This is a genomic window from Haloactinospora alba, from assembly GCF_006717075.1.
Taxonomy (GTDB): domain Bacteria; phylum Actinomycetota; class Actinomycetes; order Streptosporangiales; family Streptosporangiaceae; genus Haloactinospora; species Haloactinospora alba.
Genome location: NZ_VFQC01000001.1, coordinates 2885157 through 2910568, shown reverse-complemented (window position 1 = coordinate 2910568; position 25412 = coordinate 2885157). Strand labels below are relative to the sequence as shown.

The window sequence follows — 25412 nt, the reverse complement described above, 5'->3', positions numbered from 1 at the left end:
TTTCTGTCCCCCGACCATCCGCGCTTTCCCGCAGCGAGCATCACAAGGCTGGATACTCATTGCCTACTTTCGACCTGACCACCGACCCGTGGATCCCCGTACGGCCCAAACACGGCGGACCCGCCAGCCCAGTAGGGCTGACCACACTGTTCCAACGGGCCCATGAATACACCGACGTGGAACTTGCATTGCCCCCGGCCTCGGCCGGTCTGTGGCGCATCCTCGCGTTCATCGCCGCTCGCTTGAGCGGCCTGGACACCTGCACCGAGTGGTCCGAATGGGCCCGAATCCGCAAGCAGGTACTGCACGAGGACGGCCGGTTCGATCCCGAAGAGGTCGAGGACTACTTCCAGCGCTACCGCGACCGATTCGACCTCTTCGGTGATCGCCCTTGGTTGCAGGACCCCCGGTTGGGCGGTTCCGAGGCCCAATGCCCCAAAACCTCAGGCGTCAACAAGCTGTGCTGGGGACGGCCCGCTGGCAACACCCAGGTGTGGCTGCGCCACACCACCGACCTGCGGCCGATCCCCGTGCCTGCGGCCGAAGCGGCCCACCACCTCCTCGCTACCCTCTACTACGGCCCCTCCGGCCGCTGCACCTCGCGAACCGCCGGCGACGTCAGCGCTGCCGACACCGCGGCCGGGCCGCTGCGGGGTGCTCTCTCATTCCACCCCCTGGGCCGCACCCTGTTCGAGAGTCTGCTGCTGAACATCCCCTTCATCGACGATGACGAGGACACCCTCGCCCCCTGGGAACGCGACGAACTGCGCGATCCCACCCTGCCGCCACCGGTGACCGGATTGGCGGGCCGCCTCGTCGACCAATTCCGCCACGCGGTCCTGCTGGAACCCTCACCGGACGGTACCGAGGTTCGCGATGCGACGGTTACCTGGGGCGCCCGACTGTCCCCGGAGATCCGCCAGACCTGGAGCGCACCCGAGGATCCGTATCAGATCCACATCCGCCGGGAGGACGGCACGCCCGCCCCGATGAAGGCGGACGCCACTCGGGCGGTCTGGCGCGATGTGGCAGCCATCCTCCAAGACGGCCAGCACCGCGGGCAGCTGACCCGCATGCCGCGGTTGCACCGGGACCTGCGCTACCACCTGCCCTCCGATATCCGCAGCGCGATGCGCGCCCGATCCTTCGGATTCGACCAAGACGGCCAGACCCGGGACAAGCAGTGGTTCACCGCTACCACCCCCCGCATCCTGCAGTGGCTGCATGAAAGCGCCGAAGACAATCGGCAGGCCGGCCGCATGCTGAATGTCATCCGCCAAGCCACCGACTCCGCCGAGGACGCGGGCTGGCGCCTGGAGCGCCAGCTCACCCGTGCCTGGAAGGACAGCGGACTGGGGGGTGAAGTCAAGCGCGGCGACAGCGCTCCCTGGACGCTGTTGGGAACCGGCCGCTACTGGTCCCGCGCTTACGAGGTGTTCTGGAAGCTCGTCGGCGGCGACACCCCGCAGGAGCCCGGCAACGCGTTTATCCGCCTGGCTCTGGAGGCCTACACAGAGGCAACCGACGGATACCGGCACCGCCCCCGCGTCGCCAAAGCTGTTGCGCGCAACCGTGGCGCGCTGTTCAAGAACTGGATCGCCGAACCCGACGACGGGGCGGAAGGAGCAGCATGACCAGAACTACGGAAGGCCTGCGTGAACGCGCTGGCAAACTCGTCGCCCATGTGCACGACAGTGTGGAGCACCGTCCGGGAGAGCGTGCAGCGCTACGCCGCGCCCTGGGCCGTCATCCGGATGACACGGCGATCCGCCCGGCGGCCCGCCGCGTCATCGCCCCCCACCTGGACGACCTCCGCGGCCCGAAACGCGAAGCGGTCGAACGCGCCTTCTACACCGTCGCAGCGCTCATCGCCGCCCGACCGCGGCGCGCCCGCGACGAGGCGGAGGATCCCACTCCTGCGGCGGAGGAGGACAATTCGGCGCAGAACACGCCTGACGGCCTCCGGGGTACGGCCGAAAACGCTCCGTTCCCCAAGTCGTACGTGGCGGCACTGGACCTCGGCAGTGCCCTGGGACGCTCTACCGCCGAAGCTGCCTCAGCCCGCCCTGACCAGTCCCGCGGTGACGGTGACGGATCCTCGCCCTACCGAGAGGCACCCCAGGAGAAGCGCCTGCACCTGCTGTGCCGCCAGGACCTTGACGGCCTGCACCGCCACCTGCCCCGCGTCGTGCGGTTCCTGCGCTCCGAACGCATCGCCATCGACTGGGCGAGGTTGGCCTGCGACCTGGCGACGTGGGGTGAGGGCGGAACCAACGGGCGTAACCGTGTGGCCAAGCAGTGGCTGGACGGTTACTACCGCACGGTTTCGATCGAGGAGGCCCGCCGACGCCGTCAGGAACCCGCCGGAGACACACCGCCCTCCCAGGAGGCCTGACTCAGTCACAACCCGCTGTCGACCACCGGACAACACTTCCGACCCGTCCAACCGACACCAGAGAAAGCAAGGCTCCCATGCCCAATCCCGCCTACATCGACATCCACGCCCTGCAGACCCTTCCCTACTCCAACCTCAACCGCGACGACCTCGGCTCGCCCAAGACCCTCGTGTTCGGCGGTGCCGAACGCACCCGGGTATCGAGCCAAAGCTGGAAACGCGAGGTGCGACGCCACGTCGAGACCCGGCTCGGTGACCCGGCGGTACGCACCCGTCGACTGGTTGCGGCCGTAGCCGAGCGCCTCCACACATCCGGCTGGAGCGAGGAGAACGCACTGGAGGCGGGCAAACAGGTCGTGCGCTCGGCCGGCAAGGACATCAGCCTCGAACCGGCTAAGAAGAACCACAAGGGCGAGACTCTGCCCCCCGACACCTCCGTCCTGCTGTATCTGCCCAGCGACGCCATCGCCCAGCTGGCCGAGCTCGCAGCCGAACACGCCGACGCCATTGCCGCCCAAACCGGAAAGAAGCAGCCCAAGGCGGTGCTGCCGACCGAGCGGATTGTGGCCATCCTCAACTCCCGCAACGCCTCGGTGCGCCTGTTCGGCCGGATGCTGGCCGAGTTGCCAGAAACCGAACTCGACGGCGCCGTGCAGTTCGCCCACGCCTTCACCGTTCACCCCACCAACATCGACGTCGACTTCTTCACCGCCGTCGACGATCTCCTCAAAGACGACGACCGCGGCAGCGGCCACATGAACGAGGGCATGTTCTCGGCCGGAACCTTCTACCGCTACGCCAACCTCAACCTCACCCAGCTGGTGGACAACTCCGGAGGCGACACCCACGAAGCCGCCCGCCTGGCTGCCGAATTCCTGCGGGCTTTCGTGAACACCGTCCCTTCGGGCAAGCAGACCGCCACCGCCGCGGTCACCGTCCCCGATCTGGTCCACGTCGCGGTGCGCAGCGACCGGCCCGTCTCCTACGCCACGGCGTTCGAAGAACCCGTCGCCGGCACCCACGGGCACCTGGCCACCGCCCGCGACCGCCTCGAGGCCTACGCCGGCGAGCTCGCCTCCGTGTGGTGGCCCGACGCCATCCTCTACCAGGGCCACGCCGGCCTTGGACTGGACAAGGACCTGCCCTCCCTCGGCGCCAACACCGGGTCGTATGCAGCCCTGATCGAGCAAGCCGTGCAGCAGGCCGCCCCCGCCGGTGCCGACGAGGCTGCACAGTGAGCGGACTGGTACTCCGGCTCGCCGGACCCATGCAGAGCTGGGGCGAGCACAGCGCATTCGGCCACCGCGACACCCAACCCCACCCCACCCGCTCCGGGCTGATCGGACTGCTGGCCGCCACCCGCGGCATACCGCGGGGCGGCGACCTCGGCGACTACGACACCGTTTCCTTCACGGTGCGCATCGACCGGCCCGGCGACCGCCACGTCGACTACCACACCGTCGGCGGCGGACTGCCTCCCAAACGCACGGTGCCCACTGCCGAAGGCAAACGCCGAGGCAAGAAACAGGCCACGGTGCAGACCTGGCGCTCCTACCTGGCCGGGGCGGTGTTCACCGTGGCGGTCACCGGCCCCGACGCGGTCATCGACATCACCGCAGCGGCGCTGCAGCGACCGCACTGGCAGCCCTACCTGGGGCGTCGCGCTTTCGTGCCCGACCAGCCGATGCTGCTGCGCCACGGCTTGGCCGACGCCGTGGCCGAACTCAAACAACGGGTGCCGCTGCCGCCCGCACGGCCAGAACGCCAAAAGATCGACTTCGTTCACGAGGCCGACGCCTTCCAAAACCCCGGAGCGGGAACCGAACGCACCCGCGCGGTACTCAACGATGTGCCGGTGCCCGCAGGTCCGGCCGGCGGCATCGAACGGTCCTTCACCTTCCGCGAGGTCCTCATCACCCCCGAGCCCGTACCCGACGAACTGCGTAACAGCCGGGCCGGCACCTACCGGAAGGAGCTCATGGACTACATGAAAGGAGGAACCCGATGAGACTGCTGCTACACCGCATCCGGTTGGACACCGCGAACCGGGGCGTCGCCCGCGCTAGCGCAGGAGATCACCACCGTATGCTCACCAAAACGTTGGGCCCGCTCCCCTCGACCTCCGGACAGGGCGCCCGGCAAACCGCCGGGCTGCTGTTCCGCGACGAAACCACCCGGGCCGGACGGTGCCTGATCGTCCAAAGCCAGACGCCGCTGGACCATTCCGCACTGGGCCCCGGATACACCTTGGAGGCCAGCCGCGATATCAGCGCCGTCCTGGAGGTATTGGACCAGGAACCCACCCTGCGCTATCGCATCGTCGCGGCTCCGGTGAAACGCCTCGGTAAGACCGAGCAGCAACGGGAGTTGACGACCGAGGACGGAGAACGGCTGTCGTCCAAGGAACACACCACCACGCTGCGCGGTGCCGCCGCCGAGGAATGGTGGCAGCGCAAAGCCGCAGACCATGGGCTCGAGCTGCGCAGTATCAATGCCGGCGAAGCCGAGGAGGTCGCCGATCCGCGGCGCAGGATCCGCCTGCCGGCCGTGTGCTTCGACGGCCTGGCCACCGTCACCGACCCTCAGACTGCGCGCCGAGCGCTGGCTGAGGGGATCGGACGCGGCAAAGCCTTCGGCCTAGGTCTGCTCAGCTTGGCGCCGGGGGAGTGAGGAGTCAGATGAACGCCGACAACCCCCGCACGGCTCTGGCCCGGCCGACCCTGGCCATGCTGCCCCGCGTCTCGGACAACCTGTCCTTCCTGTATGCCGACCTCGTCCGCATCGTCCAAACCGACACCGGCGTGTGCGCTGAGACCGAAACCGACTCCGGCCGTATCCGGCGGGTCTATCTCCCTACAGCCTCGCTGGGATGCCTGCTGCTGGGGCCGGGCACCTCCATCACCCAGCCGGCGCTGGCCACGTTCCTTCGCCACGGCACGACCGTGGTCACCTCCGGTTTCGGCGGCATCCTGCACTACGGGGCCTGGCAGCCCAGCGAGAAGTCCACCTTCTGGCTGCAGCACCAGGTGGCCGCCTACGCCGATGAGGCGCGACGCTTGGAGGTCGCCCGGGCGATGTACGAGATGCGGTTCGAGGAGACGCCCCCGCCAGAGGCGCCGGTTGCTCAGTTGAGGCGTCTGGAAGGCAATCGGATGCAGAAGCTGTACCGGAACCTGAGCACCAAATACAAGCTGCAGCCGTTCCGACGCAACTACGACCCGGGTGCCTGGGACGAACAGAACCCGGTCAACAAGGCCTACGGTGCGGCCAATGCCGCGCTGTACGGGGTCGTGCACACGGTCATCGCCCATTTGGGGTGCTCGCCCGCGCTCGGGTTTGTCCACCACGGCAAGCAGCATTCGTTCGTCTATGACGTGGCGGACCTGTACAAGGCGGAGACGACCGTGCCGCTAGCGTTCTCCCTGCACGCGTCCGATTCCCCCGACAGAGACGCCCGGTACCGGCTGCGTACCCACTACCGGTTGTATCGGCTGATTCCGCGGATGGTGCGCGACATCCAGTACCTCCTTGCACCCGAGGACGCCGAGGAGGAGGACGAAGCCGAAGGGCAGTGGCGCGTTGTGGAGCTGTGGGATCCCGACGGAGGTGGCAGCGTGGGTGGCGGGGTTAACTACGGTGGCGAGGACGCGGCCCGGACAGTGCCGGCGTCCGATCCGGACGTCCCCGAGGGAGGCCACTGAGGATGGGGTCCATGGTCGTCATCACCACGACTGCGGTGCCCGACCATGTTCGGGGAGCGTTGTCGCGATGGATGGTGGAGCCGTCCACTGGCGTGTATGTGGGAACGATGAGCGCGCGCGTCCGCGATGAACTGTGGGATGCGGTCAGTGCGTCGGTGGGGGATGGGGCGGCTGTGTGCCTGTATCCCGCCGACAACGAGCAGGGATTCGACGTACGCACGGCTGGTGAGCGGCGGCGGGAGGTCGTGGATTGGGAGGGGATGATGCTGGTGCAGATGAACCCTCTCGCGCCGTCTGAAGTCGAGGTGAAGCGGCAGGTGCCAGATGGATGGTGATGCGTTTGTTGTCCCAGCGAAGGTTGCAACAAGGTAACGCTCCACGTTTTTGCAGGTGAAGTGCTGAAGGTCCCGCGCACGCGGGAGTGGACCGACGAGACCGGCGCCGGATACAACCGCGCCCGCGAAGGTCCCGCGCACGCGGGAGTGGACCTCCACTCCGCAAGTGCCCCAAACGATGGGCGACGAAGGTCCCGCGCACGCGGGAGTGGACCGGCCGCCGCCTCCTCCTCCGGCGATGACGACGAGAAGGTCCCGCGCACGCGGGAGTGGACCGGACAGCACCGACACGCAGGGCGATGACGCGGCGAAGGTCCCGCGCACGCGGGAGTGGACCGAAGGAACGTCCAGATGAGAACTGGTTCAGTTTGAAGGTCCCGCGCACGCGGGAGTGGACCGAAACATTGACATGCTTGTGTCAAGGAACGTTGAGAAGGTCCCGCGCACGCGGGAGTGGACCGATCGGTCTCTGCCACTGCTTGCTCCTTGCGTGGAAGGTCCCGCGCACGCGGGAGTGGACCGGAACACGAGTCGGGGTCGTAGAACGCCCACGGGAAGGTCCCGCGCACGCGGGAGTGGACCGACCTGGGCGATCCGGACACCAGGCGTGAGGTTGAAGGTCCCGCGCACGCGGGAGTGGACCGCATCACTGTTCGAGGACTTGACCGAGTCCTCGGAAGGTCCCGCGCACGCGGGAGTGGACCGTCATTTTTCGTTTTCGTTTGGCCGGAACGACTGAAGGTCCCGCGCACGCGGGAGTGGACCGAGACGGTGCCCGCGCTGGATCAGGCCGTGGCGAAGGTCCCGCGCACGCGGGAGTGGACCGAACCATGCAGTCCAGAATGGACAGGGTGTAGCGAAGGTCCCGCGCACGCGGGAGTGGACCGTGGATGCCCGATGACCTATAACTACAAGGTCCGAAGGTCCCGCGCACGCGGGAGTGGACCGTCGCCGCACCTGTCAAAGCGGCTCACCCACGTGAAGGTCCCGCGCACGCGGGAGTGGACCGGCCCGGCGCTCCCCCGAACGCCGGGCCTCACCGAAGGTCCCGCGCACGCGGGAGTGGACCGTCTCCGGCTGATGATCCGGACCGGCTCCGCCCGAAGGTCCCGCGCACGCGGGAGTGGACCGCGCGGCCACGGTGGGCATCCCCTCTTCGATCGGAAGGTCCCGCGCACGCGGGAGTGGACCGTACCGCGCCCAGTACACCTGGCGCTGCCCCCGGAAGGTCCCGCGCACGCGGGAATAGACCGCACCTTCCCTCTATGGGACTAATAGTGCTTCGTTAGGTTGCTGCGTTCGTGTTGTGTTGACGTGATCATGGATTGATGGATCTGGCCGCCGTAGAGGAACTACGCGAGATCTCGACGCGTTTTGCGCTGAGGTGTTCGCTTCGATCCCTCGCAGGGATTCCCGGGCGTGGGGGACCCCCAGACGAACGAAAGCCCGACCAGCCCGGTGGCCATCGTGTCCCACACCCGCCGGTCGCCGAGCTCAGGAAACAAACACATCGCCAACAGGAAGTACACACCCACCCGCGAGGGAAGCGCGCGCAACCGCTGCTGGAGCATCCGCGTCTCCTCAAGGACCGCGTCGACGAGTGCGAACGGGATGATAGCGGTCAACGCCCTGAGGTGGCCGGGCGCGAACACCCCCGCGGCGACCGTGACTGTGCGGGGGATCGTGGTCACAGCAGACATTGAGGGAGAATGGTAAGGCAACGGAGTTCCGGAAGGACAAGCTGTCTTGGTCGACTCCCTGTTCTACAAGGCTTCGTTGCCTACGTTCTTCCTGGGTGGGTCCACAACCGCGCCACTTGCGTAGACGCCGAGATCCTTAACTATCCGGCATTGGGGGAAGCTCCGAGTCCCGGCCGGGCCGACCGCCCTCGATCCTGCTCGACCGGGTCCAGCAGGTGGTGGAGCTGACCCTGGAGCAGAGCCCGCCCGATGCCACCCACTAGTCGCGGGCCTCGATGGTGCGGCGCACCGGGTTGAGCCGGTCCACGATCGGGCGGATCTGGCGGCGCTTCGACCTGAAGCCGCACCGCGCTGAGGGCTTCGCGATCTCCACCGTCCCGCTGTTTGTGGAGAAGGTGGTCGAGGTGGTCGGGCTGTATCACACCCTGCCCGAGCGGGCGGTGGTGCTGTGCGTGGACGAGAAGAATCGGATGCAGGCTCTGGACCGTTCCCCGCCGGTACTGCCGATGATGCCGGGCACGCCCGAACGGGCCAGTCACGACTACGTCCGCCACGGCGCCACCAGCCGGGGGCACCTCCCGCTCGCGGGGGAGTCGCCGCGTTCAACATCGCCGGCGGCACTGTCCTCGGCGAGCTGCACCGCCGCCACCGCGCAGCCGCGTTCACCAGCTTCCTCACCAGCATCGACAGGGCGGTACCCGAGGGGTTGGACATCCACCTGGCCTGCGACAACGACGCCGCGCATAAGACCCCGCTGATCCCCAGTAGTGACTGGTCCGCCACCCCCGCTTCCATGTGCACGTCACCCCGACCGGCTCCTCCTGGATCAACCAGGTCGAGCGCTGGTTCGCCTTCCTCGCCACCCAGCTCACCCGCCGCGGCGTGCGCAAAAGCGTGGCTGCACTGGAACAGGACGTGCGCGACTGGATCGAGCAGTCGACACCCGCTCCCGCCCGTTCGTCTGGCGCAAGACCGCCGAGGAGATCCTTGACTCCCTCGCCCGATATCTACAACGAATTTCAGACCCAGGACACTAGCCACGTTGGTACCTTCGATCAGCTCATCGTGGGTGATCTGCAGCCGGTGGCCATTTCAGTGATGGTAGACCGGACTCGTGCGTCCGGCTGTCCACGTCTCAGGAGGAGCTCTCCGAATTCCTGGGCCAAACGGGTGGCTGCCGCGGTCGGAATCGAGGTCGCAGAAGACCAGGTTAAGGTTCTGGAAGCGTTTCCTGCATACACGAGCTGCGTGAATAGCTCGTAAGCGCGATAGCGAAGGGGGATGCAGCCTCCTCCATGATTAACGAAGAGCAGGAAAGGCAATTGCCGTTTTGTACATGAGTCTCCGCCCTGCCCTCGCGCTGCGGGGCCAGCCTTACGAACTGGCTGTGCCCCTGCTGCGTACCGCCATCCGGCTGTACGATGCCCACTGCCCTCGTGTGCGCGTGTTCTCCCACCTGCGCCTGATCTCGCTACTCATAGATATGGACGCGCCCTCACGAGGCGTTCTTGGTCGGACGCCAGGCCCTCACCGATGCCGACACCCCGTATTCGTGACGGAGCGCCAGCGAGCTGTACGGCTCATATCTGGGTTCGCTGTCTTTTTTGCTAGAAGAGGGATGGGCAAAGTGTGATAATTATAAATTATCGCAAAAGAATGTATTGTTAAACTATTTTTTGTGTTTTTATTGTTGAATTTTGTGTCTGATGAAAAGACTGTTCGTGGGTAGTGAATAATTGTTTCACTTGATGTGGATGGGGGGATTCTTCGTTAGGATCTGGTGGTGTCCTTGATCGGAGACGAAGGCGGGATGATGTCCAACGGCCGTTGTGAGCCACACGCGATTCAGTGCGCTCTGGAGGTACGCGCACGGATTCTGGCCGAGCGTGGACAGGGCGTTGATCCTCACGAGGTGGCTGTCCAGATCCAACAGCACTGTCGTCACACGCGGTTCAAGTCCATGCGGCTGGCCTGCGGGTGGCGGCGCGCCGATGACGCGGTGGAGGCCATCCGGCAGTGGCAGACCGAGCAAGGGCTCCCTGCGAGCGGGCTCGATGTGCGCAGTTGGCAGAACTGGGAAGCCGGCGGTCGTCCGGGGCCGCACAACCTGGACCTGCTCTCGCGTTTTTTCGCGAGCGATGCTGTGTGTCTGGGGTTCGCCCCCAGCTACCGACAGGTGGAGGAGCAGCCCTCTCCTCCGGCACATGCTCAACCGTTGACACCGCAACAGGCAGTGGCGGTGTGCGCTGAGGAATCCCAGCGTTACGGGGCCCGAATGGATACCCCCATCGGGTCCTACACCATCGAGGAGTTGGAGGCCGCACTGCACAGTGTGGCCGGTTCCTATCCCCACACTCCTGTGCTGCCGACACTGATGCGGGCCAAGGAACTGCGTCTGCGGGCATGGACGCTGCGGGAACAGTGCCAGCGTCCCATACAGATTCATGACCTCCACCGCATCGCGGGCTGGTTGTCAGTGGTGATGGCGAACGCGAGCTTCGACCTGGGCGGGATGACCGCAGCGCAGACGCATCTCCGGGTGGCCGATCTGCATGCCGAGCTGGTGGGGGATGTGACCCTGTGCGCTTGGTCGAGGAGCCTGCACGCCCTTATCGCTTACTGGGACGGCCGCCCCCATGATGCGGCGGAGCACGCCGAGTTCGCGTGTGGCTTCCTCGGTGCGGAGGGGACAACACTGGTGCGCGCCCACGGTATTCGTGCTCGTGCGTTGGCGCAGTTGGGCAAGGTGGATGAACTCGATGCCGCACTGCACCGGGCCGAAGAGTTGCGTGCAGAAGAACGCGACGATGAGTTCCCCGGCATTCTGTCGTTTCCCCCAGCGAAGTCATTGTTCTGGGCCGCCTCCGCACACATCGGCTCGGGGCTGAGGCAACGTGCTGGCCGAGCGGAGTCCGCGGCTCTCAGCGCGTTGGAACTCTACGAAGCCGCTCCGGGCGAGCACCGTCGAACCGGAGAGATGAGCCTGACCCGCCTCGACCTGGCCACCGCCCGGATCCTGCAGGGCGAGCACGAGGGGATCGCTACGGACGTGGGTCCGGTCTTGTCTTCTGCGCAGCACAGGCACATCGAGGCCGTCGTGCGTCGGATACTGCAGTTGACCGCGATCCTGGATCAGCCTGCCTGCCGTTCTGTTCCGTCGCTGCGGGGAATCCGCGACGAACTGTATGACTATGTTCGCGATTCCCGACAACGCCTTCCCTTGGACGGAGGTACGTGAATGACAAGGACGATCGGTCTCCTGCACCCAGGCCAGATGGGCGCCGCAGTTGGTGCCCAACTTCGGGCTGGCCGATCCCGCACCCTGTGGTGTCCGGAAGGGCGGAGTGAGGCGTCGCTGCGCCGCGCCGAGGACGCCGGGCTGGAATCCGCATCGTTGGCGGAACTGGTTGAGGCAAGCGAGGTGATCATCTCGCTCGTACCGCCCACCTATGCGGAAGCCACCGCAGCGGCGGTTGAAGAGGAGGGCTTCAGCGGGATCTATGTCGAGGCCAACGCCATCCGGTCCGCCCGGGTGGAAGCCATCGCCGCGGCGATGACCGGCACCGTCGTGGATGCCTGCGTGATCGGAGCACCTCCACTCGATCACGATCCCGCGGTTCCGACGCGGTTCTTCGCCTCTGGTCCTGAAGAATCTCTTCGCCTGGTAGGTGACATTTTCTCCGGCACGGCCGTGGAGTTTCGTGAACTCGCCCCCCAGATCGGTAGCGCATCCGGGCTGAAGACCGCACAGGCCGTGGTGCAGAAGGGCTCTCGCATGCTTGCCGCGCTCGGTCATGCTCTTGCTGCTGACCACGGCGTGGGCCAGGAATTGGCCGACAGTGTGCACGGCTGGTCCCATCCGGCTGCTGATCCCGCACAACTTCCCCCGCTGGCCCGTCGTGCGTGGCGCTGGGAGCCGGAGATGCACGACACCGCCCGCGCTCTGGCTGATGCGGGACTGCCAGCTGAGGCGATCGAGGCGATCGCCGAGACCCTCAAAGCATGGGAGGTGTTCACGGACCACACCGCCCCTGATCTCGACGGTGTGCTCTCGGCCTTACACAGGCCCGAGCACGCCGGTTCCCACTCCCCCTGACACAACTGTTCTCTCATCGTTCGGAGAAGGAGTAAACGCTATGCGCCCCGACGACCTGGTAGTCCAGTCTGATGTTTTCGATCTGGACGTTTCCCTGGTGGAAAGGGAAGACCCGGCCAGTCTGGTCAACATGACCAATGACGGGTGCGGGACGACCTGCGAGAAGGATACCTGCATCAGCGGCGCATGAGCCTGTGGGGCACCTCAGATCCTGAGGTGCCCCACACAGGGAAGCCAAATGACCCCCCCCTGTGTCTTCTTGACCGTTCAGGAGGCTGCGTGTGAGCACGTCTGGTCACCGTCAGGCAGAGTTCCAAGCGCTGGGACAGGCGCTGGTGCGTGCCAGCCCTCACCGCGGGCGAGATCTGCCACCGTGGCCCGAGCTGGCTAAGAGCCGTTCTGGTGATGTCGCCGCGTGGGTGGAGTGGTTGCGCCTGGTGTGGGCGATGTCGGAGACAGCCGAGGCCATTGGTCACGCCAGCCCCGGACTCGATCGTGAAGTCACCGAGCTGCTGCAGGCCACGCACACGCCTGGGCTCCGCCGGACACGCCGGGCGGTGGTGTCGGTGGCGCGCTACCTGCGGCGCATGGTCGGCCGGCCGACCCCGTTCGGTCTGCTGGCGGGGGTGGCCCCCGCGACATTCGGACAGCCCCAGGTGCGTTGGGGTGAGGAGCATCAGTCCATGGTCCGGGCAGATGCCGGATGGCTGGCCGAGATCATTGCCCAGTTGGAGGGGTGTTTCGACCTTCTCGAACGCGTGCCTGTTGTCGCGAACTCCGCAGCTATGCTGCGCGGCAGCCGCCTGGTTGTTTTCCACCAGCCGCACGAAGACGAGCACGGCACGACGGCAGTGGACGTGTCACTGCGCTACACCTCCGCCGTTCGCGCCGCGCTTGCGGCGGCTTCTGCACCGACACGGTTGGCAGAGGTGGAGAAGAAGGTACTGGCCGAGTTCCCTCAGGCCAGCCGGGAACAGGTCCGGAACATGCTCACCACACTGGTCGTGCGCCGCGCGTTGATCACCAGTCTGCACGCGCCAAGCACCGAACCGGATGCCTTGGGGTGGCTACTGGAACAACTGGAGGACGCCGGCGCCGCGACAGTGTCGGATGTGGCCGGGCTGGCTGCTGCCCTCGGCGAGATTCATGGCCTGATGGGCCAACACAATCAGACCCCCAGGGAACACAACCATGCCCGTCGGAGGGAAATCGCCGCCCGCATGCGCCGCCTGGCCCGGCCGCGCCGCCACCCGCTGGCTGTGGATCTGCGGCTGGATACCACCCTGACCGTTCCCACAGCCGTGGCTCGGGAGTCCGAGCGAGCGGCCCACGTCCTGGCGCGCCTGAGCCCCCACCCGTCGGGCACGCCCGCCTGGCGTGAGTACCACCGTCGCTTCTACCAACGTTTTGGCCCCGGAACGCTGGTGCCGCTACTCGATGTTGTGGCCGACAGCGGGATCGGCTGGCCCGATGGCTATCCTGGCGCAACCGATCCGCAACGGCCGCGTGCTGTGTCACGCCGCGACGATTACCTGTTGGCATTGGCCCAATCCGCCGCGTTGGAAGGCCGCAGGGAGGTCGCGGTAGACGAGGCGATGATCGCCGAACTCGAGACAGGCGAGGCAAGCGAAGCCCACTATCCACCGCACCTGGAACTGGGGGTGCGCGTGGAGGCCACCGGCGTACACGCGCTGCGCCACGGGAACTTCCAGCTTGTCGTAACCTCGGTCTCGCGCGGTGCGGGTGTGGCAACAGGGCGTTTTTTCGATGTCCTCTCCCGTGCGGACCGCCACCAGGCGACAACCGACATTCAGGATCTGGAACCAGGCCCTGGCAGTGTGAACGCGCAACTTTCGTTCGCACCACTGGATCCGTCAACAGCGCATGTCGCCCGGGCGGGGCGTGTGCTGCCCACAGTGGTGAGCATCGCTGAACACCGTGACCCTGATGACGCATCTGTGCTGACGGCCGAGGACCTGGCGGTGGGCTGCGACAGTCACCGGTTGTATTTAGCCGCCCCGGCGTGGGGAACACGGGTGCAGGCCTGGCCGATGCACGCGCTGAACCTGCACCGCCACACTCCACCGCTGGCCCGGTTGATCACGGAACTCTCACGCGAGAACTGCACCCAGGTCACAACGTTTGACTGGGGTGCTGCCACGCGCCTGCCGTTCGTGCCCCGGCTTCGCCACGGTCGAACAGTGCTCTCCCCCGCCCGCTGGCGCCTGGAGGCCGCCGACCTTCCCGACCCCACCGCCGGGTGGCACGCATGGGACACGGCTCTGTCTGCATGGTGCAGGCAACGCCGCCTGCCCTCCAGAGTGCTGCTCGTCGAGGATGACCAACGCCTCCCGTTGGACTTGAACGAGTCCGGGCACCGCACACTGTTGGGCGAGCATCTGCGCACACGGAACCACGCCCTCCTGGAGGAAGGCCCTGACGAGCAGGCCGCTGGCTGGTGCGATGGTCGGGCCCACGAGATGGTGGTACCGCTGGCCGCTCGCCAACCGTCCCGGCGCTCCCCACCGCCCCAACCCACCTCCCAGCGTGTCATTGACCGCAGCCACGGGCAGACCCCCGCAGCATCCCCACTGCTGTTCGTCAAGCTCTACGGTGACCTCGCCCGGCAGGACACGATCCTCACCGAACACCTACCGACGCTGCTCTCCCACTGGGGCAGTGACCCGCCGGTGTGGTGGTTCCTGCGCTTCCGCGACGACCATGACCACTATCTCCGGCTGCGCATCACGCTTCCCGACTCCCGCCCCGCCACCTTCGGTGACACCGCCGCAGCGGTCGGCACCTGGGCCGATGACCTGCAGACATGGGGACTGCTGCGCGACGTGGCCTATGCGACCTCCTATCCCCAGACAGGGCGCTGGGGTGGGGGAGAGGCCTACACAGCGGCCGAAGCCGTCTTTACCGCCGACTCCAGGGCAGTACTCGCCCAGCTCTCCCAGAACCAGCGGCCCCACCGACAGGCCCTGGCCGCGGCCCACTTCGCTGCCATCGCCTGTGCGTTCACCGGCAGCACGACCGCAGGCATGGAATGGTTGATCAACCATGTCCCGGCCTCTGCCCCGGCCCCTGTTCCACGCCCCCTGTTCACCGAGGCCGTAAGCGTGGCCGACCCACATGAGAATTTCCGCGCGCTGCGCCACACACCAGGCGGCGCCGCGATCGTGCAGGCATGGCACCAGCGCTCCACGGCGCTGGCCACCTACCGCACCCACTTCCCCAGCCACGACACCACAGGAATCCAGGTCGACCACGTCCTGGACAGCCTGCTGCATACGCACTTCCTACGCGCCTGCAGCATCGATGCTGAGGAGAAAGCCGTGTGCCTCTACTTGGCCAGAGCAGCAGCACTCGCCTACCACTCCCGCCGGCGGGAGAACCGATGACTGCCAACCAGGCCCTGGAGATCGCCGACCAGCTCGCCCACCCTGACGCCCCAGGGGTGCCTTCCACACAACCGTGGTGGCCACAGTCCCTCGCACACGGCGTCCCGGGCATCGCCCTGCTGCACATCGAACTCGCAGCCGCAGGAATGCGGCCGTGGCAACGCGTCCAGGACTGGCTGGCCGTGGCTGTGCGCACTCCAGTCACCGTCGGGGCAGGCAGTAGCGGCCCGTTCTACGGCGCACCGGCCCTGGCCCACACGCTGGCCTGCGCCGACAGGGTACGAACCGGCAGCTACCGCACCGCCCTAGCGAAGCTGGACGCCCGCATCGCCTCGGACACACGAGGCCGCGTCGAGACGGCCCACGCCCGTATCGCTTCCGGTGACCTCCCCGCCCTAGCCGAGTTCGGCACGCTGCGCGGCCTCGCCGGAATCGGCGCCTACCTGCTGCACCGCCACCCCACCGGCCCAACCCTGCGGGCCATCCTGCAATACCTGGTTGAACTCACCCGCCCGATCACTGACGCCACGGAAACGCTTCCCGGCTGGTGGAGCCCCACCGGCCCCACCGGTCAGCAGGAGGACGACTTCCCCGGCGGCCACGCCAACTTCGGCCTTGCCCACGGCATCAGCGGCCCTCTAGCGCTCCTGGCCACCGCCCTCAGACACGACATCGCCGTCTCCGGCCAGCGCGAGGCGATCACCGCCCTGTGCACCTGGATCGACCACTGGCGCACCCCAACCAGCACAACCTGGCCGTATCTCCTCCGCCGCTGTGAACTCACCAACGGCACACAACCACACCCCACACCACGACCCCCCTCATGGTGCTACGGAACCGCAGGTCAAGCCCGCACCCACCAGATCGCCGCCCTCGCGACCGGCGACACACAACGTCAACACATGGCCGAAAACGCGCTCATCGCCGCCCTGAGCGAACCGAACCTGCGCGCCGTCACCACCGACGCCTCGCTATGCCACGGATACGCCGGACTGGCCCGCATCGCTGCCCGCGCCGCGACCGACGCCAAGCAGCCCACATCCGAGCGGCTGGCAGAACTGGGCCGAGACCTCATGCAACACGCCTATACCCCCACCGATCCCGGCTTGCTGGAAGGAACAACCGGAGTGGCGCTATCCGCCCTCACCTCCACAGGCGTTCCCCCGACCGGTTGGGACACCTGCCTCCTGATCGCCTGAGCCCGGCTTAACCACGTGAGGAACCTCGACTCCCATGCAGCCTTCGACCTGGCACCAGTACATGATCGAATTCACCAGCCCCGCCTCAGCCGCGGAGATCACCGCGCGCCACATCGCCCCCGAACTGGCCCGCGCCCACGAGTCCAGACTGCTGCATACCTGGTGGTATATCCGCAAAACCCCCGCATGGCGCCTGCGCTACCAACCAGCCCACACCAACGTGACCGTGGTTGCCGAACTCTTGGAGAAGCTGGCCGCCGACGGCTGCCTGACCCACTGGGCCCAGGGCATCTACGAACCCGAAACGCTTGCCTTCGGCGGCCCCGAAGCCATGGAAGCCGCCCATGAGCTGTTCCACCACGACAGCCGCCACCTCCTCACCCGAGCCTCCAAACACCACCCAGCCCTTGGGCAGCGCGAAACCACGGTCCTGCTCTTCACGACTCTGCTACGCGCAGCAGGACAAGACTGGGCCGAACAAGGCGACGTCTGGGCAAAGATCACCGACCTGCGTCCCACCACCCACGACCTCGCGCCGGACGCGTCGAACACGCTGCAACATGCGATGCGGCGGCTGATGACCACAAACCCCGACACCCTGCCAGAGATCGTGTCCCCCACATGGGCGGATGCCTTCCACAACACCGGTCAGGAACTCGCCGCCCTCGCCCGCAACGGACGATTACAGCGCGGCCTGCGCGCCGTACTGGCCCATCACTTCATCTTCCACGCCAACCGCGCCGGACTCTCCGGAACCGACCAGGCCACACTGGCCCGCCTGGCCGTGAACACCGTCTTCCACACCGACACCGACTAAGGTTCCGTAACATGTCAACTACCGTAAGCAACAACCGTTCCCTCTCCGCCTCCGAGCTACGCGCCGCACTGGCTGATCGCCTCCGCAACGACACCGTGCGCACCGCCCCAGTCGACAACGCCCTCCGTTCGGTGGCCCGCCACCTGTTCCTCCCCGACGTTGCGCTGGAAACGGCTTATGCCGACGACCCCGTCTACACCAAACACGACGACGCCACCCGTGCTGCGATCAGTGCCGCCTCCCAACCGCGCATCGTGGCCCTGATGCTGGAACAACTCGCCGTAGAACCCGGACACCGCGTCCTGGAACTGGGAGCGGGAACCGGCTACAACGCCGCCCTACTGGCCCAACTCGTCGGCGAGAACGGCCACGTCACCACCATCGACGTCGATACCGACCTCGTCGACGGCGCCCGCCAACACCTGGCCACCGCCGGTGTCACCAACACCGAAGTGATCCTCGGCGACGGTGCACTGGGCCATTCCGAAGCTGGCCCCTACGACCGCATCATCGCCACCGTCGGCGCCTTCGAGATCCCCCAGGCGTGGCTGGACCAGCTCGCCCCCACCGGCCGCCTAGTCGTACCACTGCGTCTGGCCGGAGCGGCCTCGCGCAGCATCGCCATCGAACGCGACACCAATGGCTACACCGCCCGCGACAGCGACATGTGCACCTTCATGCCACTGCGCGGCCGTATCGCCGACGACATATGCTCCAGCATCGACCTGACCACCACCGGCGAGGTCACCCTGCAGCCCCACGCCGACAACACTCCAGCCACCACCCCCGAAACCCTCACCGGAGTTCTGGACAGCCCACGCCACGACACCTGGACCGGTGTCTGGTTCTCCCCAGGCGAATCCGTCGAATGGCTCTACCTGTGGCTGACCCTCAGCCTCACCAACCCGATCATGCGCATGGAAGTCCAAGCCAGCGCGAAAGACCGCGGCCTCGTGGAACCCATGTTTCCCACCGTGGCCATGGCCACCACCACCGCTGAAGGCAGCCTGGCCTATCTCACGCTGCGCCCCACCACCCCCACCCCTGAAGGCGAGAGGCGTTTCGAGATCGGCGTCATCGGCCACGGCCCCGGCGGGAGCGAGCTCGCCGAACATGTCGCCGACCAAATCATCACCTGGAACCAGCACTTCCGCACCCGCAACGTGCGCATCACCATCCCCGACACACCACCCGCCGCCGCCCCACAGGAGGGCACGTTCGTCCTGGAACGCGGCCACCACGCGATCACCGTCACTTGGGAATGACATGGACGCCACCGGACCGGCCGCGCTGCGGTTTCCCCTGCTCGCCCGGCCGCGGCCCTCCTGCCTGCCACTGGAGCACCGGGTCGCGGACCTGACGCAGCGTGCCCGCGCCGCCGAGCAGACCGACGACAGCTCGGCGGCCTCGACCGTGTTCAACCTGGCAGCGCTGCTGGCCTCCGATATCGGCCTGTCCGACCTGGCCCGCCACTGGTGCCACCGGCACGCCTCGATCTACCTGCGCACCCACCCGCTGGGAGCCCCAGCGAGTCGCCGCGCCCTGGAACCGTTGATCAACCTCGCCCGGCTGCGGATCCGTGCGGGACACGGCGAGCACGCCTTCACCCTGCTGGAGGAGCTGTTCACCGCCATCGCGAACCGCACCGATGCCACCATCGACGGCCTCACCTTGCCCGCCGCCACCCTGACCGATTCCTCGCACACCCACCACGAGATCCGCAGGTGGTTGTGGGCCCGCCTGTTGGCCACCGGTGCCCGCGCTCTGGCCAGCGCCGGCCGCTGGAACGAGGCCTGCACCCGGTTGCGCCGCTACAACGGCGTCGGCACCCGTATGCTCGACGGTCGCCAAGTCGCCGTTATCGCTTGTGCCACCACCGCCGACCATGACGGCGCCCTGGCCCTGATCGAGGACACGCAGCCCGGCGAGCCCTGGGAGGATGCCGTCACCGCCTGTCTGGCCGTGCTCTGCGGTGGGCCCTCCCACCAGCGTTTCGAGCAGCACATCGCCACCCTGTGCGACTACATGCGGCAGGGGGTGTCAGCCAGTGGGCTGGAGGTCTTCCACACCCGTCTGGGCCTGTCCGTGATCGATGCCCTCGCCGATGTCGACCATCCCGCGAGGTGGGCTATCGCCGCGGACCTTCGTCACCACGTGACCGCCAGCCGGGATGGCTACGCCGCCCGCGAGTTTGTGGCCCACGAGTACTGCGCCGGGCTTCTCACCGGCAGTCAGGCCAGTGATCTCACCGGGGTGGTGCGCAGGTGTGCGTTGGGAAGCCGTACTATCCCGGCCTGGCTTCGCACGCGGGTGGAGGAGGCACTCGACACCAGCGAGACGGTGCTCACCCGAGCACTGAACCGTTTTGGAGGATGAGCCAACCAATGCGGGCCTGTAAAGATAACGGTGTGATTATTGTTCTGGTTATCGGTGTGTCGCGGTAAGGCGCCCCTTGAAGGCGTTGAGGTCCTTTTCCCAACGGTTGGTCCAGCGCTTGCGGCCGGTGCCGTTGGGATCCAGGCTCATCAGCGCCAGATAGATGCACTTCGGGGCGGCCTGCTCGTTAGGGAAGTGGCCACGGGTCTTCACTGCTCGGCGGATACGGGCTTGATGGATTCGATTGGGACCGGTGAGCTCCTGCTCTTCGATTGCTCGTATGTTCGACCGAGTCGATGGCACACCGTGAAAAGTCCAGCCCCCGCGGGAGCCGAACTTGTCCAACACCAGGCGGTGCGTCGTGGCCCTTGGGGAGTCAGGAGGTCTCATTGTCTTCCAGTTTTGACAGCCCTGACGCTGTTGCCTTTCATGGTCGGGGACCCTGAGGGGTACTGGTTCTTCAAGGGAAACAGGTGCATCAAGACTGACCGGGCGGGAACGAAAACTCTGGCCGGCGGCGAGAGCAAAATCACTGCCCCCGAAGCCTGGCCGATATTTCAGGGGACCGATCTCGCCGAGGGGAACTTCGACGCGGTCACTTGGTGCGCTGGCAGCGACGCTGGGTACTGGTTCTTCAAAGGCGATATGTGCGCCAAGACCAACGAGGAAGGCGATGAGTGGCTCGAGGAACCCTGCAATCTCACCGACAGTCAATCCTGGCCGTTGTTGAAGGATCACTGAGCCTGCTCCGCTTCCCGAAGTAGGAGTAACAGTGACAGGGGGCGAGCTACGATCATGACTAATGTCGGCCCTCGCCGAGTTCACTCGGCGAGGGCCGACGCATGCACACCTACACCGCAAGACATCACAAACCGGCCCCACCCCGAAAATGCAAGAGTCGAGGGCGCTGGGCTCATATCCACGCTGGCGATCGGTCTTGCCGATGCGCGTTATCAGCGGAGTCGTTGAACGCTTGGGCCGAGCGGCAGGCCGGCAGTCATCTCGGCCAGGGATCCGAAACGCTCAGGTTCGATACCGCAGGATAAAGCAATCTTGCTGTGTAAGTAAGAATTGCTAAAAATCGAACTCGCCAGACTTGGCGCCTGCCAAGAACTTGCGGAAGTTCTCCAGCGGTGTAAGGACGATGGGGGCAGAGGACTCGTCGGGATCGTCGGTCTCGATGATCCCGACGGTATTGTCGACGCGTGCCACGAATACACAATCACCATTAGGGCCACTGAAAGTGGATTTGGTCCATCTCCCATTGGCGCGGGAACGGAACTCTTCTGGTGGCATAATCAGAGATTTTCCTTCTCTAATTCCTCGGCGACCTTCGCAAGGAACTCGCATGTAGCTGCTGTTCCCAGTGCTGCCGCACGGAGTTTATTGAAGCGCGATCCGTACTCGGCCAGGTCATCCTTGCTGTCCAGGAAAAGGTTGGCGCCCTGTCCTTCCAGGTGTACGGTCGACAGCAAGTCCTCGGCCAAGCGCAGAATAACGAAAGATGACAGCACCATTCCCGCATGTGTGCCTACGCTGAACGGCAGAACCTGCAGGGTGACACGGTGGTGGTCTGCCATGCTGATGAGGTGGTGCAGTTGGCGCGCCATGGCTGCGTTTCCGCCGACGGCTGGGCGAACGGCGGCCTCGGAGATGATGGCCCAGATATGGGGACCGTTGTCGTCAGCCTTCCACCTTTCCTGACGTTGGGCGCGTATGTCCATGTGATAGTCGACAACGTCGGGAGGACGATCCGAGTTGTCCGCTTTCAGGACCGCGCGTGCGTACTCTTCGGTTTGTAGTAGTCCAGGAATCAGCTGCGATTGCCATGTGCGGATGTCGGTAGCGGCCTCTTCCAGAGCCATGAAGGTGCCGTAGTACTCAGCGACGTCGAGCGTTTGCCACCAGCCAGGCACCTTGGCCTGCTGGCGCAGCTCTAGCATCCGATCCCAGGTCTCCTGGTCGACCTCGTAGTGGTGCAACAGCCGTTCCAACGCCAGCTGTCCGGGAACGGACCCGCCTTCGCCAGGGTTCTCCCAACGGCTCAGGCTGCTTCCCGCAGTGCGCACGGCCTTGACGACCTCGTTGAAGCTGCGCTCTCCCCGAAGTGCCCGCAACCGCTTGGCCAGTTCCCATCGGGCGACGGTTGGTCGCCCAGTGCTGTTCGTAGTTTCGTCCTGTCGGGATCCTCGACGCGCCATGATCCGCAGCTTAAAGCATAGCCATACGTGGATGGACCCATATGGAATGTTCCAAATGGAAGCTTGCATATAGGTCCATCCGGTGTCATGCTGTGGCCTCCAGCACAGGAACGGTCCCCACACCGTTATTGGGTGATCAGCATGTCTGCTCAGGAAATTCAGCGGCTGCACTGCCATGCAGCCGGGACACCCCACGAACTTGTCCGGCTGCGACAGTGGCTACGCGACCAGCTCGACTACGCCCCAGATTCCATTCGGATCTACGCCGAACACGTTCTCGCCGAGGCCGCAAGCAACGCCATCCAACACAGTCGCTCCGGAGAAGCCGGCGGCATCTACGAGGTCATCGTGATCTGCTATCCCGTCTTGCTGCGCGGCCTGGTCATCGACGCAGGTCCGAAAGCACCCGTTGCGCTCCCGGAATTCACCGCCGCCGGTCCTCTCGATGAACACGGGCGTGGTTTCAGCATCATCGATGCGTTCTGCAAGCGGTGGGAGTTCATCCCCCGGCCTGTCGGTTCGCTCACGTGGTTCGAACTTGACTGGGACACCACAGACTCTCTGTGCCCCTCTGTATGAGAAGCCCCACGAGGGTGATCCGTGCCAACAGGCAACGGACCGTTCACCACAGAACTTGGATCGACGCTTCAAGGCGCCAACAACCGGCCGTTCCGCCCCCTGTCTCAACGCCTCCATCCGCGTGAAGAATCGGCTTTAGAGGCAACCACCATGCCAACGAGGACACACCCGCACTCACAGCTTGCGGAGTCGCAAACGAACGATCCTGCTGTATTGGCTGTGCCAGTGCTCGTTCCCCTATTCGCCGGACACCCGATGCACCGGCGGTGGCCAGCCTGGACGATCGGCACCGTGGGAGACCGCCCCGCGGCCCAGGCCGGGGACTACATCATCACCGCCGAAACCTTGGGAAGCCTGGACCGGATCCTGCACACGGAACCTTCCCCGTACCCATCGACACAGCGCCGCTGCGCCGACCGTTCACGTACACCCCAGAGATCACGGGCATACCTGGACCCATCGCTGCAGGCCGCCTAACCCCGGGACTCTTCCCACAAATGGGAGTACTCCTCGGGCTGATACTCCTCCACGCGATGTGAGGGGGCTCGCGTGGAGGTCGGGACCGCTCGCTCTCGTGCCACTCCCGGAGCGAGCGGTCCTCACTGGCTGTCCGGTCCTGCATCCTCTCCACCTCCGGCAGGACCGGACAGTCCCACCGTGTTCGTGTCCCCCTAGAAAAGCCATTTGTTGCAGTCACCTTCCAGCGACACGGGCCCCGTCTTCGAACAGCATCACACCAGACCTGCCACGAGCTCCAAGGACGCCGTGTGCATGCATTGCGGCCTGACCTCCTCGGGCAAGAGCCTGATTCGCGGAACCGGCCGTGCACTGGACCGGGTCACCGACGTTCTCCGGACCATCGCCACCAGCAAACTCGCCGCCACAGCAACGAACGACTCCAACGAACTCGAAGCGCGTGTGCGACACCTTCAGTCTCGGGTGGCAGCGCTGACAGCCGAGGTGGAGGAACTGCACCGGTCTCCGGAAACAGATGCCGGCGCGTAACTGTCGCGCGTGCCCTCCGGAGATAGTCGCTGACAGCACCGTTTTCGCTCGCTCCCACGACAGTGGTGAAGAGGTATGTGGAGACTGGCGTTCCGAGAGTGTGCGTCGTGGCGGCAGTATTCTCTGTGCTTACTTTCGAGTGAGTTTTATGTTTTCGCTGGTAATCGTCCTACGACTTTCTTGGGCATAATCACCCTCGGTACTAACCTCGGCACTCCACGCAGGTTCGTAGCGATACCTCGTGAGAGGAGCCGGACTGTGCCGCGTCATGGTGTGCGAGGAATCGCCAGCACACTGCTCGTCCTGACGGTGGCTGGCTGTTCTCCGGACAGCGGCACCAGGAATCCGAGCCCCTCGCCCACGTCGCACTCGCCCGCGGAGTCCTCCTCCTCACCGTCGGACGAGGAGCGGGTCCTGAATGCCTACACGGGCATGTGGGAGGTCATCGTCACCCAGTCCCACACCACTGACCCGGACTATTCCGCACTGGAGCCCTACGCCACCGACCAGGCATTGGAGTTCGCACAGGAGAGCCTGGAGGAGCGGGTCCAGGAGAACGCGGTCGCACGCGGAGACACGTCCCATTCCGCCGACGTCGTCGAGATCGAGACCGAGCAGGGTACAGCCGAGGTTCAAGACTGTGTGGACTCCACCGAGTGGCTGCGGGAGGACGCCGACACGGGCGAGCTCGTCGAGGAGAAACCCGAGGATCCCATTCACCGGCGGGCCGAGGCCACGGTGGAGTTCGACGGACTGTCCTGGCGCGTTTCCGAGCTGCTTCTGGGACAGGTCGGATCATGCTGAAGCCAGGACGCGGCATCGTGACCCTCGGGGTGACGGCTGCTGTCCTGGCGCTTCCACTCCCCGCATGGGCGGATCCGGACTTCTTCGAAGGCAACGCCGAGTGCGACGAAACGGGATGCGAAGCCTCAGCCGAGTCCGGTGAGAGTTCCCAACCCGAACCTCCCAGTGATGGGGGAGAGGTCAACGCGGGAACCGGCCAGGAGACGTCCGAACCGGATCCGACCTGCGAAGAGGTCGATGGGATGACTCAAGAGTGCGAAACCACGATTCCCGCAGCACAGGATGCGGAAACAGATCCGGCTGCGGCCGCCGACACGGCCCGAGACTCTCTACGGCTTCCCACACCGGGATTGGCGAGCTCGCCCGCAGCAGACCAGAACCTGTTGGTGCAGGTGCCGGTGTGGCTGTGGCTGGACGAGGAGAGCTGGCGGCCGTACTCGGCTGAGGCCGAGGTCGACGGTGGCGCGGTATCAGTGACCGCCGAGCCCACGCGGGCCCTGTGGGACATGGGCGACGGGGAAACGGTGAAATGCGACGGGGGCGTGGCTTACGTTCCGGCCAAGCATGACCCGGAGCAGTCCTCACCGGAGTGCGGCCACACCTACACCCGCTCATCGATCAATGAGACGAGGGGGACCTATGCGCTGGAGGTAGAGGTGGTCTGGCAGGTCAGCTGGGAGGGCCCTGGTGGAGGTGGGGAGTTGGACCCACTGGTGACTTCCCAGAGCACGGAGGTGACTGTGGTCGAGTCGCACGGGCTGGTGACAGGAGTGGAGTAGCGCAGGAACACCATACGCAGC

The 25412-nt window shown here is 65.8% G+C and carries 25 protein-coding genes, 1 pseudogene and 1 CRISPR repeat array; of the genes and pseudogenes, 22 read left to right on the top strand and 4 right to left on the bottom strand.

Features of this window, described 5'->3' with window-relative positions:
• The first annotated feature begins 59 nt into the window (after nt 1-59).
• From casA to cas2e, 7 genes are all read left to right on the top strand, one after another.
• Entirely contained in the window at nt 60-1634 is a 1575-nt protein-coding gene (casA, locus tag FHX37_RS13070) for a type I-E CRISPR-associated protein Cse1/CasA (protein WP_141924158.1), read from the top strand.
• Entirely contained in the window at nt 1631-2395 is a 765-nt protein-coding gene (gene casB / locus FHX37_RS13065) for a type I-E CRISPR-associated protein Cse2/CasB (RefSeq protein ID WP_141924157.1), read from the top strand. Before casA ends, casB begins: the two co-directional genes overlap by 4 nt.
• Before the next feature lie 77 nt (nt 2396-2472).
• Nucleotides 2473-3633 carry a type I-E CRISPR-associated protein Cas7/Cse4/CasC gene (gene cas7e, locus FHX37_RS13060; RefSeq protein ID WP_141924156.1) on the top strand — a complete coding sequence of 387 codons (1161 nt, stop codon included), beginning with the start codon at nt 2473-2475 and terminating at the stop codon, nt 3631-3633.
• Nucleotides 3630-4403: a type I-E CRISPR-associated protein Cas5/CasD gene (cas5e, locus tag FHX37_RS13055; protein ID WP_141924155.1), complete on the top strand. Its 774-nt coding sequence runs from the start codon at nt 3630-3632 to the stop codon at nt 4401-4403. Before cas7e ends, cas5e begins: the two co-directional genes overlap by 4 nt.
• Complete coding sequence (cas6e, locus tag FHX37_RS13050) at nt 4400-5065, top strand: type I-E CRISPR-associated protein Cas6/Cse3/CasE (RefSeq protein ID WP_141924154.1); 666 nt, start codon at nt 4400-4402, stop codon at nt 5063-5065. The genes cas5e and cas6e overlap by 4 nt, the downstream gene beginning before the upstream one ends.
• Before the next feature lie 8 nt (nt 5066-5073).
• The gene (cas1e, locus tag FHX37_RS13045) at nt 5074-6096 is read left to right on the top strand and encodes a type I-E CRISPR-associated endonuclease Cas1e (RefSeq protein ID WP_141924153.1); all 1023 of its coding nucleotides are present in this window, start codon (nt 5074-5076) and stop codon (nt 6094-6096) included.
• 11 nt (nt 6097-6107) lie between these two features.
• Nucleotides 6108-6431 (top strand): type I-E CRISPR-associated endoribonuclease Cas2e, encoded by a 324-nt coding sequence (gene cas2e, locus FHX37_RS13040; RefSeq protein WP_246062274.1) that lies wholly within the window; start codon nt 6108-6110, stop codon nt 6429-6431.
• A gap of 65 nt (nt 6432-6496) precedes the next feature.
• Nucleotides 6497-7684: a CRISPR direct-repeat array (repeat unit 29 nt; unit sequence GAAGGTCCCGCGCACGCGGGAGTGGACCG).
• A 99-nt stretch (nt 7685-7783) separates the two neighbouring features.
• Here cas2e and FHX37_RS23885 read toward each other — a convergent pair.
• Nucleotides 7784-8122 (bottom strand): transposase domain-containing protein, encoded by a 339-nt coding sequence (locus FHX37_RS23885; RefSeq protein WP_170181579.1) that lies wholly within the window; start codon nt 8120-8122, stop codon nt 7784-7786.
• 284 nt (nt 8123-8406) lie between these two features.
• Here FHX37_RS23885 and FHX37_RS23250 point away from each other — a divergent pair, with 284 nt between their 5' ends.
• The 10 genes from FHX37_RS23250 to FHX37_RS12990 all read left to right on the top strand — a co-directional run bounded on the left by FHX37_RS23250 (nt 8407) and on the right by FHX37_RS12990 (nt 20023).
• On the top strand, nt 8407-8889 hold the full coding sequence (locus FHX37_RS23250; protein WP_211351823.1) for a hypothetical protein: 483 nt from the start codon (nt 8407-8409) through the stop codon (nt 8887-8889).
• A gap of 37 nt (nt 8890-8926) precedes the next feature.
• On the top strand, nt 8927-9394 hold the full coding sequence (locus FHX37_RS23245) for a hypothetical protein (protein WP_211351822.1): 468 nt from the start codon (nt 8927-8929) through the stop codon (nt 9392-9394).
• A 520-nt stretch (nt 9395-9914) separates the two neighbouring features.
• Complete coding sequence (locus FHX37_RS13025) at nt 9915-11369, top strand: hypothetical protein (protein WP_141924150.1); 1455 nt, start codon at nt 9915-9917, stop codon at nt 11367-11369.
• Nucleotides 11370-11525: 156 nt separating this feature from the next.
• On the top strand, nt 11526-12227 hold the full coding sequence (locus tag FHX37_RS13020) for a DUF1932 domain-containing protein (RefSeq protein ID WP_170181578.1): 702 nt from the start codon (nt 11526-11528) through the stop codon (nt 12225-12227).
• Nucleotides 12228-12267: 40 nt separating this feature from the next.
• Nucleotides 12268-12417: an FxLD family lanthipeptide gene (locus tag FHX37_RS13015; RefSeq protein WP_141924148.1), complete on the top strand. Its 150-nt coding sequence runs from the start codon at nt 12268-12270 to the stop codon at nt 12415-12417.
• 91 nt (nt 12418-12508) lie between these two features.
• Nucleotides 12509-15631, top strand: coding sequence for a lantibiotic dehydratase (locus FHX37_RS13010; RefSeq protein WP_211351821.1), 3123 nt, complete (start codon nt 12509-12511; stop codon nt 15629-15631).
• Nucleotides 15628-16830, top strand: a complete 1203-nt coding sequence (locus tag FHX37_RS13005) for a lanthionine synthetase C family protein (protein ID WP_141924147.1) — start codon at nt 15628-15630, stop codon at nt 16828-16830. Before FHX37_RS13010 ends, FHX37_RS13005 begins: the two co-directional genes overlap by 4 nt.
• Before the next feature lie 34 nt (nt 16831-16864).
• Nucleotides 16865-17647, top strand: coding sequence for a thiopeptide-type bacteriocin biosynthesis protein (locus FHX37_RS13000; protein ID WP_141924146.1), 783 nt, complete (start codon nt 16865-16867; stop codon nt 17645-17647).
• An 11-nt stretch (nt 17648-17658) separates the two neighbouring features.
• Nucleotides 17659-18912: a methyltransferase, FxLD system gene (gene fxlM, locus FHX37_RS12995; RefSeq protein WP_141924145.1), complete on the top strand. Its 1254-nt coding sequence runs from the start codon at nt 17659-17661 to the stop codon at nt 18910-18912.
• A 1-nt stretch (nt 18913) separates the two neighbouring features.
• On the top strand, nt 18914-20023 hold the full coding sequence (locus FHX37_RS12990) for a hypothetical protein (RefSeq protein ID WP_141924144.1): 1110 nt from the start codon (nt 18914-18916) through the stop codon (nt 20021-20023).
• 48 nt (nt 20024-20071) lie between these two features.
• Here the strand turns inward: FHX37_RS12990 and FHX37_RS23600 are convergent.
• A pseudogene (locus tag FHX37_RS23600) lies at nt 20072-20254 on the bottom strand (transposase); the annotation flags it as partial.
• Between the two features lie 171 nt (nt 20255-20425).
• Here FHX37_RS23600 and FHX37_RS12980 point away from each other — a divergent pair.
• Nucleotides 20426-20764, top strand: coding sequence for a hypothetical protein (locus FHX37_RS12980; RefSeq protein ID WP_141924143.1), 339 nt, complete (start codon nt 20426-20428; stop codon nt 20762-20764).
• A 333-nt stretch (nt 20765-21097) separates the two neighbouring features.
• Here FHX37_RS12980 and FHX37_RS23880 read toward each other — a convergent pair whose 3' ends face one another.
• Nucleotides 21098-21319 carry a DUF397 domain-containing protein gene (locus FHX37_RS23880; protein ID WP_170181577.1) on the bottom strand — a complete coding sequence of 74 codons (222 nt, stop codon included), beginning with the start codon at nt 21317-21319 and terminating at the stop codon, nt 21098-21100.
• Nucleotides 21320-21321: 2 nt separating this feature from the next.
• The gene (locus FHX37_RS12970; protein WP_170181576.1) at nt 21322-22224 is read right to left on the bottom strand and encodes a Scr1 family TA system antitoxin-like transcriptional regulator; all 903 of its coding nucleotides are present in this window, start codon (nt 22222-22224) and stop codon (nt 21322-21324) included.
• 132 nt (nt 22225-22356) lie between these two features.
• Between FHX37_RS12970 and FHX37_RS12965 the strand changes: the two genes are divergently transcribed.
• The 4 genes from FHX37_RS12965 (at nt 22357) to FHX37_RS23590 (ending at nt 25391) form a co-directional block, all read left to right on the top strand.
• Nucleotides 22357-22803, top strand: coding sequence for an ATP-binding protein (locus FHX37_RS12965; protein WP_170181575.1), 447 nt, complete (start codon nt 22357-22359; stop codon nt 22801-22803).
• A 684-nt stretch (nt 22804-23487) separates the two neighbouring features.
• The gene (locus FHX37_RS12960) at nt 23488-23808 is read left to right on the top strand and encodes a hypothetical protein (RefSeq protein WP_141924139.1); all 321 of its coding nucleotides are present in this window, start codon (nt 23488-23490) and stop codon (nt 23806-23808) included.
• A 258-nt stretch (nt 23809-24066) separates the two neighbouring features.
• Nucleotides 24067-24612: a hypothetical protein gene (locus FHX37_RS12955; protein ID WP_141924138.1), complete on the top strand. Its 546-nt coding sequence runs from the start codon at nt 24067-24069 to the stop codon at nt 24610-24612.
• On the top strand, nt 24606-25391 hold the full coding sequence (locus tag FHX37_RS23590) for a hypothetical protein (protein WP_246062272.1): 786 nt from the start codon (nt 24606-24608) through the stop codon (nt 25389-25391). Before FHX37_RS12955 ends, FHX37_RS23590 begins: the two co-directional genes overlap by 7 nt.
• The last annotated feature ends 21 nt before the right edge of the window (nt 25392-25412 follow it).

What these genes read in the sequence shown, in the direction of transcription:
- casB (WP_141924157.1), top strand. Translation starts at nt 1,631, where the DNA reads ATGACCAGAACTACGGAAGGCCTGCGTGAACGCGCTGGCAAACTCGTC.
- cas7e (WP_141924156.1), top strand. Translation starts at nt 2,473, where the DNA reads ATGCCCAATCCCGCCTACATCGACATCCACGCCCTGCAGACCCTTCCC.
- cas6e (WP_141924154.1), top strand. Translation starts at nt 4,400, where the DNA reads ATGAGACTGCTGCTACACCGCATCCGGTTGGACACCGCGAACCGGGGC.
- cas1e (WP_141924153.1), top strand. Translation starts at nt 5,074, where the DNA reads ATGAACGCCGACAACCCCCGCACGGCTCTGGCCCGGCCGACCCTGGCC.
- cas2e (WP_246062274.1), top strand. Translation starts at nt 6,108, where the DNA reads ATGGTCGTCATCACCACGACTGCGGTGCCCGACCATGTTCGGGGAGCG.
- FHX37_RS23250 (WP_211351823.1), top strand. Translation starts at nt 8,407, where the DNA reads ATGGTGCGGCGCACCGGGTTGAGCCGGTCCACGATCGGGCGGATCTGG.
- FHX37_RS13015 (WP_141924148.1), top strand. Translation starts at nt 12,268, where the DNA reads ATGCGCCCCGACGACCTGGTAGTCCAGTCTGATGTTTTCGATCTGGAC.
- FHX37_RS13005 (WP_141924147.1), top strand. Translation starts at nt 15,628, where the DNA reads ATGACTGCCAACCAGGCCCTGGAGATCGCCGACCAGCTCGCCCACCCT.
- FHX37_RS13000 (WP_141924146.1), top strand. Translation starts at nt 16,865, where the DNA reads ATGCAGCCTTCGACCTGGCACCAGTACATGATCGAATTCACCAGCCCC.
- fxlM (WP_141924145.1), top strand. Translation starts at nt 17,659, where the DNA reads ATGTCAACTACCGTAAGCAACAACCGTTCCCTCTCCGCCTCCGAGCTA.
- FHX37_RS12990 (WP_141924144.1), top strand. Translation starts at nt 18,914, where the DNA reads ATGGACGCCACCGGACCGGCCGCGCTGCGGTTTCCCCTGCTCGCCCGG.
- FHX37_RS23880 (WP_170181577.1), bottom strand. Translation starts at nt 21,319, where the DNA reads ATGCCACCAGAAGAGTTCCGTTCCCGCGCCAATGGGAGATGGACCAAA.
- FHX37_RS12970 (WP_170181576.1), bottom strand. Translation starts at nt 22,224, where the DNA reads ATGGCGCGTCGAGGATCCCGACAGGACGAAACTACGAACAGCACTGGG.
- FHX37_RS23590 (WP_246062272.1), top strand. Translation starts at nt 24,606, where the DNA reads ATGCTGAAGCCAGGACGCGGCATCGTGACCCTCGGGGTGACGGCTGCT.